We start from the raw sequence: 8,877 nt of genomic DNA on the forward strand, positions 1-8,877 counted from the left end.
GGGATGGAATTCTACTTTTACGCGAGTATGAATATTTTACTGGTGTGGGGCGTTTCAATTCCCAACCGGATGAAATTCTACCCCGCAAGGAACGAAAGTCGTAGGCTCTTATTCCAGGTTTCAATTCCCAACCGGATGAAATTCTACGCTCAAATACGACGGATTGATGAGCGAAAAACGGAGTTTCAATTCCCAACGGGATGGAATTCTACAGTAGTGCAAAGGTAAAAACGTTCCAAGATGCCGAGTTTCAATTCCCAACGGGATGGAATTCTACCTCAATAGACTACGCGGGCAGTATAGCTATTTCGCGTTTCAATTCCCAACGGGATGGAATTCTACTTTTTCCTTGTCTTAAAAGCTCTCTAATGCATTCTCGTTTCAATTCCCAAGGAGATAGATTATTCGCCCAATTTATATTAATAAAGTATTAGATTTACCTCGCCAATTTTACTTAGCAGGAGCGCGGAATTTACCCCGCAGGATAAATTCCGCAGAATTTTACTTCACTCTCTTTATCTCGATCTCGCCGTCATGCGCGCCGATTTCGATCCGATCGCCCGTTTTGATCTCGTCGCTTAGGATCATATCGGCGATCTTGTCCTCCACTAGATCGTAAAGCGCCCTGCGCAGCGGCCTCGCGCCGTATTCGATATCAAAGCCCGCCGAGGCGATGAGCTTTTTGGCATTTTCGCTTAGGCTCGCGTTAATGCCGCGGTTTGCGAGTGTTTTTTGTAGACTCTTAAACATAATGCCCACGATTTTGATGAGATCGTCCTCGCTTAGGGCGTTGAAGATCACGATGTCGTCCAGGCGGTTGATAAATTCGGGCTTGAAATAATTCTTCAGCTCGCTCTTTACCGCTTCCTCGCGCTCGGCAAGTGCGACCTCGCGCGGTTTGTCCGCATTTTTGGCGTCAAGCTCCATAATCTTAGCCGAGCCGATATTGCTCGTTAGGATGATGATCGTGTTTTTAAAATCAACCGTAACGCCCTTGTTATCGGTCGCGCGCCCGTCGTCTAAAATTCCAAGCAGGATATTAAAAACGTCCTTGTGCGCCTTTTCAATCTCATCAAAAAGCAGCACGGAGTAGGGCTTTCTGCGCACCGCTTCGGTAAGCTGTCCGCCCTCATCATAGCCCACGTATCCAGGAGGCGCGCCGAGCAGGCGGCTGACGCTGTGTTTTTCCATATACTCGCTCATATCAAATCGGATCATCGCCCGCTCGTCGTCGAATAAAAACCTCGCTAAGCTTTTCGCACTCTCGGTCTTGCCGACGCCGGTAGGACCCAAAAACAAAAAGCTTCCGATCGGGCGATTTTCGTTTACGAGACCGGCTTTGTTGCGCTTGACGGCGCGAGCGATGGCGTGCAGCGCCTCGTCCTGTCCTACGACGCTCTCTTTTAGATGCTCCTCGATGTGAAGGAATTTCTCCTTTTCGGAGGAGAGCATTTTGCTTACCGAGATGCCCGTCCACTTGCTTAAAATTTCAGCCACGCTCTCCTCGTCCACGCGGTTTCGCAAAAGCACGCCGTTTTCTTTCATCGCGTCCCATTTCGCCTCAAGTTCCTTGACCTTTGCTTGCGCGGCGGGGATCTTGCCGTATTCGATCTCGGCAGCCTTGCTAAGATCGCCGTTGCGTCTTGCTAGGCTAGCTTCGTTTTTGAGGCTATCGATTGCTTTTTTCGCCTCGCTGATGCCGCCGAATACGGACTTTTCGTTTTCAAATTTAGCCTGAAGCGCGTTTTTTTGCTCGGTTAAATTTTCGATCTCTTTGTCGATCTGTGCGAGCCGCTCGTCGTTTTTGCCATCATCCTCCATCTTAAGGGCTTCCTTTTCGACCTGAAGCGTGAGGATGTCGCGCTTGGCCTTGGCAAGCTCGTTGGGCTCGCTTTCGATCTGCATTTTAAGCTCCGCCGCCGCTTCGTCAATGAGATCGATCGCCTTATCGGGTAAGAATCTATCGCTGATGTAGCGGTCGCTTAGCCTTGCAGCCGCCACAAGCGCGCTATCGGTGATGGTTACGTTGTGATGTACCTCTAGCCGCTCCTTTATACCGCGCAGTATCGCCGTAGCCTCGCTCACGCTAGGCTCCGCGACCGTTACGGGCTGGAAGCGGCGCTGAAGCGCGGCGTCTTTTTCAAAATACTTTCGGTACTCTTTTAGCGTCGTAGCGCCGATAGCGTGCAGCTCGCCACGCGCAAGGGCGGGCTTTAGGATGTTTGCGGCATCCATCGAGCCTTCGCTTGCGCCCGCGCCTACGATGGTGTGAATTTCATCGATGAAAAGTACGACGTTTGCGGCTTTTACGACCTCGTTTATGACGGCTTTGAGCCTATCTTCAAACTCGCCGCGGTACTTCGCGCCCGCAATCAACGCACTCATATCAAGCGCGATGACGCGCTTGTTTTGCAGGCTGAGCGGAACCTCTTTTTTGGCGATTAGCTGCGCAAGACCCTCGACGACCGCGGTTTTTCCCACGCCCGGCTCGCCGAGCAGGATCGGGTTGTTTTTCGTCTTGCGGATTAAAATTTGCATCATTCGCGAGATCACCTCGTCGCGGCCGATGACCGGATCGAGCTCGCCCGCGATTGCCTTGGCGGTGAGATCGACGCCGAATTTACTAAGCGCCTCAAGTGTCTCGTCGGCGGTTTGCGAATCGATACTTTTGCCGCCGCGAAGCGCCTCTAGCTCCTTTTTGATCTCGCTAAGATCCGCAAATTTAGACAGAATTTTCTTTAGCGGATCTGCGTTTAAATTTGCGATCAGCCAGGTATCTACGGCGATAAATTTATCGCCCGAGCTCGTCATCAGCCCTTTTGCGAGCTCTAGCGAGTTCATCAGCTCGCGCGAGATTCGCACGTTTTCCTTCGTGACGTTTGAGCTCGTAGGCAAATTTGAAATTTCGCTTTTGATCTCAAGCTCGACCGCAGTTTTTTCGATGCTAAATTTATTAAAAATTTGATTTAGAACCGAGCCGCTGTCGGCTACCAAAGCCCAGAGCATGTGCAATACGCCCACTTCGCTATTTTTGGAATGGATCGCCAAAGAAACGCTGCTTTCAAGCAAAGAGCGCATTTTATCGGTTAAAATTTCAATAGTTTCGTTCATAAATTTCTCCTAAAGTTGAAGTTGATTGCATTATATAACTTTAGTGTCTTTATGTCAAGGTTTTTTAGTGAGATTTTAAAATTTTCGACTTAAATTTATCCGTAAACGCGCAAATTTCGTATGAAATTTACCTTATTTTTAGCCAATTTTCTATAAAATTCACTCCATTTTATTTTCAAGGATATGCTTTGCGACAAAAACACCTCTTCTTCGGCTTGGGATTCATATTTTCTCTATTTTTAGGCGTTAGTTTTTTTACCGGAAATTTACAAGCCAGAGAGGTCAATGCGACCAAAAAGCCAGACAGCGAAAAAACGCGTCTGGAGGCGCTAGCTAAGCTTACCAAGACGCTTGCGATCGTCGAAAACAATTATGTCGATGAGATGAGCTTCTCGGAGCTCGTGGACAAGACGATCTCGGGGCTTATGAATAACCTCGACGCGCACTCAAGCTACATGGACGAAAAGGCGTTTAACGACACGAAAGTCCAGACCGAAGGCGAGTTCGGCGGGCTTGGAATTCAGGTGGGTATGAAAGACGGCGCTCTGACCGTCATCTCGCCTATCGAGGGGACTCCTGCCGACAAAAAAGGCATTCAGGCCAACGACGTGATCTTGCGTATCGACGGCAACGCGACTTTCGGTATCACGATCGACGATGCGGTCTCAAAGATGCGCGGCAAGCCGAAAACCAAAATCACTCTAACGATAGTGCGCAAGGGGGTTAGCAAGCCTTTTGACGTCGAGATCATACGCGACATAATCAAAGTGGAATCGGTCTATGCCAAGATGATCGAGGATGATAAAATTTTATATCTGCGCGTTACAAATTTCGATCAGCACGTGGTGGCGGATGCGAGTAAATTTATAAAAGAGCACAGAGACGCCAAGGGCATTATTTTGGATCTGCGAAACAATCCGGGCGGGCTTTTGGATCAGGCGATCGGGCTTGTAAATTTATTCGTCGGCAAAGGTCTTATCGTCTCTCAAAAAGGACGCGCGAAAAACGAAACCGAAGCGCATAGCGCCGATCCTAAAAAGAAGATCACTGATTTGCCGCTGGTAGTGTTAGTAAACGGCGGTAGCGCGAGCGCGAGCGAGATCGTAAGCGGCTCGCTTCAGGATCTAAAGCGCGCCGTGTTGGTTGGTGAAAAAACTTTTGGCAAGGGAAGCGTGCAGGTGATCCTGCCGATAGAGGATAAGGAGGCGCTGCGACTAACCATCGCGCGTTACTATCTATCAAGCGGCCGCACTATCCAAGCGGTGGGCGTGACGCCTGATCTCATAGTGGCGCCGGGCAAGGTGCCGAGCCGCGACGAGGATGAATTCTCGCTAAAAGAGGCCGATCTTAAAAAGCACCTGCAAGGCGAGTTAGCCAAGGTCGAGACCAAGAAAAAAGATGCTCAGAAAAAGGATGAGAAAAATTTCATCACAGCAGAGCAGATTAATAACGATATCCAGTTAAAAACCGCAATAGACGCGATAAAAATTCTAAACATCAAGTAAGGAGAGTGTGATGCAAGCTACCAAAAAAGAGCTCATCTACGAAGGCAAGGGCAAAAAGATGTGGTCGGTTAACGAAAGTGACGACCTTTTGATCTCGGAATTTAAAGATTCGCTGACGGCGTTTAATGGCGTCAAAAAAGCCGAAGAGAGCGGCAAAGGCGCGCTGAATTGTAAAATTTCGACGCTGATTTTTGATCTGCTTAAAAAGCACGGCATCGCCACCGCGCTTGTTGAGACGATCAGTCCGACCGAGCAGCTCGTGAAAAAATGTAAAATTTTCCCTCTTGAGATTATCGCTCGTAATATTGCTACCGGCTCGCTTACAAAGCGTCTGGGCATCAAAGAGGGCACAAAGCTTCCGTTTACGCTGGTGGAGTTTTGCTATAAAGACGATGAGTTGGGCGATCCGATACTAAATGACGAGCATTGCTTGCTGCTTGGCGCCGTAAAGAGCCAAAGCGAGCTTGACGAGCTCAAAAAGATTGCGCGCAAGATCAACGAAATTTTGGTTAAATTTTTCGACGAGCGAAATTTAAAGCTCGTGGATTTCAAAATCGAGCTTGGCAGAGATAAGGACGGCAATATCCTGCTTGCAGATGAGATCAGCCCCGATAGCTGCCGCTTTTGGGACAAACAGACCGACAAAAAGCTCGATAAGGACGTATTCAGGCAGGATCTTGGTAGCGTAAAAGTGGCCTACGAAGAGGTCTTGCGTAGAATTTTAGGATAAGCGATGAAGGTAATCGTAAACGTAAGGCTTAAGCAGGGCGTGCTCGATCCGCAGGGCAAGGCGGTTTTGCACGCCCTCGCTTCGCTTGGATTTAGCGGCGTGCGAGATGTGCGCGTAGCCAAACAGATCGTCCTTGAGCTAGATGGCGAGGATAGGGATAAAATTTATGCCGAAGTTGTCAAGATGTGCGATGAAATTTTGGCAAACACCGTTATCGAAGACTACGAGATCGTGATATGAAGGTAGCGATCGTCAATTTCCCCGGCACCAACTGCGAGCGCGACACCAAATACGCCTTTGACGCACTGGGTTGTGAAACGCAGATAATCTGGCATAAAGAAACCGACATAAACGCCGATCTGATCGTGCTTCCTGGCGGCTTTAGCCACGGAGATTATCTGCGAACCGCGGCGATTGCTAAATTTAGCCCCGTAATGCAAGCGGTGCTTGATCACGCGCGAAAGGGCGGCTATATTTTGGGTATCTGCAACGGCTTTCAGATGCTTTTGGAGCTGGGGCTGCTCGCAGGCGCGATGAATAAAAATATAAATTTAAGCTTCATCTCAAAATTTCACCGTCTGCGCGTCGTCTCAAACGATAATAAATTTCTGCACTGTTGCGATAAAGGCGAAATTTTAAATATCCCGATTGCGCATGGCGAGGGCAACTACTATGCGCCTGCGGATACGCTAAAGTCGCTATACGACGAGGATTGCGTGTTGCTAAAATATTGCGACGAAAACGGCGCGGATCTAAATCCAAACGGCTCAGTGGACGCAATCGCAGGGATTTGCGATAAAAACAAAAAGATTTTCGGCCTGATGCCGCATCCTGAGCGCGCGATAGAGCCTATTTTGGGCGGCACGGACGGAGAGAAAATGCTAAAAGGCTTAATTTGCTAAAAAAAATTCTTACTATTTTAGGTGTCTGCACGCTTGCGTTTGCTGCGCCGGAGATTGAGATCGATTCGCTTGACGATCTAAGTAAATATGCGCCGAAAAAAGCTGAGGATAAGCCCGACGAGCCGCAGACGCGCGATAATTCCAAGGTGATGCTGAAGTATAATAAAAAAGAGGTTATGTCGATGGATAATCTAAGCATTGACGATCTTAAGGCTCTGGCGCCTACTAACGAAGTCGATCTTGATGTATCCGACGATAAGGTCTATCAGGACATTAAGCCCAAAGAGCTTACGCTAAAAGCCAGCGGGATGCCTAGGAAGGTGTATTGCAATCAAATTTTTAAGATTGATTTCGCTGTGTATTTAGGGCAGAAAATCACCGTTAAGCCAAAGCTAGAGATCAGCCGCACCAATGGTATGAAGTGGCTTAATGCCGACAATCTTACGTGGATTGAGGGCGACGAGATGTTTGAGACGACGCTGTGGTTTGCGGCAAGCGATAAGAGCGATAAGATAAATGAGCTCGTTTTGACCTTGCAGCGTAACGGAGAATTCTTTGAAAAAAGCTCTATTAAGCCTGATAATCCGGAATTTATGAAGCTTGATACGAAGCCTAATTTTTCGCATATCGTAGCCGACGAGCTGAAACTTAAAAACTACAAAACTACCAAATTTGACGACGCTTCAAATTTACTCACGCTCGATCTTGGTATCCGAAACGGCGCAATCAGCGCTTTTAGCATCGATAATCCAGCCATTATCAAGCAGGGTGTGGACTCCGTACGCGGCACGTACACAAGTCAGAGCGGATATTATTTCGCCGTCGTGGATAAAAATATCACAAATTTAGACTTCAGCTATTTCAATCTTAATACTAAAAAATTTGAAAATTTCGGGCTTGAACTCAATCCGCGCGCCGAGGATCTTAGCACGCAGATCGGTCTAAATCCGAAAGAGAGCAAGTTTGAAGCCTATAAGCAGATCGCGATCTACACGCTAGCTGCCGTGCTTTTGGTGATGTTTCTGCTTAGTAAAAATATCACGCCGCTTATCTTTGCTGTGCTGATTTTGGCAGTAAATTTCTACGCGCAAAGGCCTTACGGCACGGGCAGTATCGCGCAAAATTCCCCGGTTAGAATTTTGCCTATGCAAAGCTCCACCGTGTTTTACGTGACTAAAAATCCCGAAAAGGTCGAAATTTTGGGTACGAATAAGGAATTTTATAAAATCATGCTGGGCGGCAACAAGATCGGCTGGGTTAAAAAAGATGAGCTTAGCAAGGATTAGAGCGTTATTTTACGCGATTTGGTTTATTTTTACCGTCGTTTGCGTCGTGATCGCTATGGCGGTGAAAAACTCCTCTCATCGTCGCTTCCGCCGCATTTGGGGGCGCTTCCAGCGCTACGGCGTCGGGTACGATATACAGATCATAGGTACCCCCGATCCGCGCGCGCAGCTAGTAATCGCCAACCACCAAAGCATAATGGATATCGTCGTGCTCGAAGAAACCCATCCCGCCGATATCTGCTGGATCGCTAAAAAGGAGATCGCAGACATCCCTATCATCGGCAAAATCATCACTCTTCCGAAGATGATCCAAGTCGATCGCTCCAATCCGCGCGATCTGGTGCGGATCGTGCACGAAGTGCAGCAGCGCGTGAGCGAAGGGCGCGTCATCACGATGTTTCCCGAGGGCACCAGACATCGCGGCACGCAGCTTTTGCAATTCCAAAGCGGTGCTAAAGCGATCGTTAGCAAGCTCGGTCTGCGCGTCCAGCCCGTGGTACTCATCGGCACGCAGCACATCGCAAACTCTCACGATTTCACCGTCCACAGCGGACATGTCAAAATCATCTACCTAGACCTGCTCGATACGAGCGATAAAGATTGGCTGCAGCACGCCAGAGAGGCGATGCAAGCCGTAATCGACGAAAACGAAACCGCCGAAGCATAGGCGGAATTCATAAATTTATCGATAAAATTCAAACGCGACTTTTGTTAGTTCGCGCGATTTCTGTGCGCTAGCGCGTTTATTTGCGCTTTGATTTGCGGCGGCGGAGTTTTTATAAATTTCGTCCGTTTGCGTAGATGACAGAATTTATAAAATTTCATCTCGCGCAAGCCCGCGCGATTTTTGGCGGCCGCAAATGGAATTTAGCGGCGGATTGTGGAGTTTTCATACGCGGTACGTGCGCGGCTAACGGCTAAATTTTAAAATTTCATCTAAACTACAGGCGGCGAGTTATCGGCGAGAGACCCGCAAGAAAACAGCACCTGCATAAAAGCGAAATTTTAAAATTTGCGCGGCGCGGCAAGATAAAATTTAGCGTATATTTAGCCATTTGCGCAAATGGCTAAACGATTTGCCGCAAGAGCAAAAGAGGGCGGCAACCCGCAAGCAGTCTAAAATTTTAAATTCTTAAGGAGGAGAGAATGGCGTTTGTTACAGAACGTATTTCAAAAGAGGATATCGAGAAATACGACTTACTAAAACCGAGCAATGAGATATGCGAAAAATATTATCAGGGCGAGCTTGATTGGGCAAACTTAAATTCAAGAGACTGGTGCATAGATAGAGAAAGAGGCATTTGGCTTTTTCCTGTGCGCGTGATCACTATCGGAGATCCTAG

The 8,877-nt window shown here is 48.1% G+C and carries 7 protein-coding genes and 1 pseudogene; 7 read left to right on the forward strand and 1 reads right to left on the reverse strand.

Translation table 11 applies throughout. From position 1 onward, the window contains the following. Positions 1-501: 501 nt before the first annotated feature. The gene (locus tag Q0256_RS09520) at positions 502-3,111 is read right to left on the reverse strand and encodes an AAA family ATPase (RefSeq protein WP_297962486.1); all 2,610 of its coding nucleotides are present in this window, start codon (positions 3,109-3,111) and stop codon (positions 502-504) included. Positions 3,112-3,326: 215 nt separating this feature from the next. On the opposite strand from Q0256_RS09520, the gene Q0256_RS09525 reads away from it, so the two are divergent. The 7 genes and pseudogenes from Q0256_RS09525 to Q0256_RS09555 form a co-directional block, all read left to right on the forward strand. Beyond that, complete coding sequence (locus Q0256_RS09525; protein ID WP_367271959.1) at positions 3,327-4,616, forward strand: S41 family peptidase; 1,290 nt, start codon at positions 3,327-3,329, stop codon at positions 4,614-4,616. Positions 4,617-4,626: 10 nt separating this feature from the next. Beyond that, entirely contained in the window at positions 4,627-5,346 is a 720-nt protein-coding gene (purC, locus tag Q0256_RS09530) for a phosphoribosylaminoimidazolesuccinocarboxamide synthase (protein WP_297962488.1), read from the forward strand. 3 nt (positions 5,347-5,349) lie between these two features. Beyond that, a complete protein-coding gene (gene purS, locus Q0256_RS09535) occupies positions 5,350-5,586 on the forward strand; it encodes a phosphoribosylformylglycinamidine synthase subunit PurS (RefSeq protein ID WP_297962490.1) in 237 nt (78 codons plus the stop codon). Then, positions 5,583-6,248 carry a phosphoribosylformylglycinamidine synthase I gene (gene purQ, locus Q0256_RS09540; RefSeq protein WP_297962492.1) on the forward strand — a complete coding sequence of 222 codons (666 nt, stop codon included), beginning with the start codon at positions 5,583-5,585 and terminating at the stop codon, positions 6,246-6,248. The genes purS and purQ overlap by 4 nt, the downstream gene beginning before the upstream one ends. Then, on the forward strand, positions 6,242-7,534 hold the full coding sequence (locus Q0256_RS09545; protein ID WP_297882380.1) for an SH3 domain-containing protein: 1,293 nt from the start codon (positions 6,242-6,244) through the stop codon (positions 7,532-7,534). Before purQ ends, Q0256_RS09545 begins: the two co-directional genes overlap by 7 nt. Continuing rightward, entirely contained in the window at positions 7,515-8,201 is a 687-nt protein-coding gene (locus Q0256_RS09550; protein ID WP_297962494.1) for a 1-acyl-sn-glycerol-3-phosphate acyltransferase, read from the forward strand. Before Q0256_RS09545 ends, Q0256_RS09550 begins: the two co-directional genes overlap by 20 nt. Positions 8,202-8,680: 479 nt before the next feature. Further along, positions 8,681-8,877 (forward strand): annotated as a pseudogene (locus Q0256_RS09555) (hypothetical protein); the annotation flags it as partial.

This window comes from uncultured Campylobacter sp., assembly GCF_937949835.1.
Classification (GTDB): domain Bacteria; phylum Campylobacterota; class Campylobacteria; order Campylobacterales; family Campylobacteraceae; genus Campylobacter_B.

Excerpts from the sequence above, each read along its gene's own strand:
- Q0256_RS09520 (WP_297962486.1), bottom strand. The coding sequence starts at position 3,111 with ATGAACGAAACTATTGAAATTTTAACCGATAAAATGCGCTCTTTGCTT.
- purC (WP_297962488.1), top strand. The coding sequence starts at position 4,627 with ATGCAAGCTACCAAAAAAGAGCTCATCTACGAAGGCAAGGGCAAAAAG.
- purS (WP_297962490.1), top strand. The coding sequence starts at position 5,350 with ATGAAGGTAATCGTAAACGTAAGGCTTAAGCAGGGCGTGCTCGATCCG.
- purQ (WP_297962492.1), top strand. The coding sequence starts at position 5,583 with ATGAAGGTAGCGATCGTCAATTTCCCCGGCACCAACTGCGAGCGCGAC.
- Q0256_RS09550 (WP_297962494.1), top strand. The coding sequence starts at position 7,515 with ATGAGCTTAGCAAGGATTAGAGCGTTATTTTACGCGATTTGGTTTATT.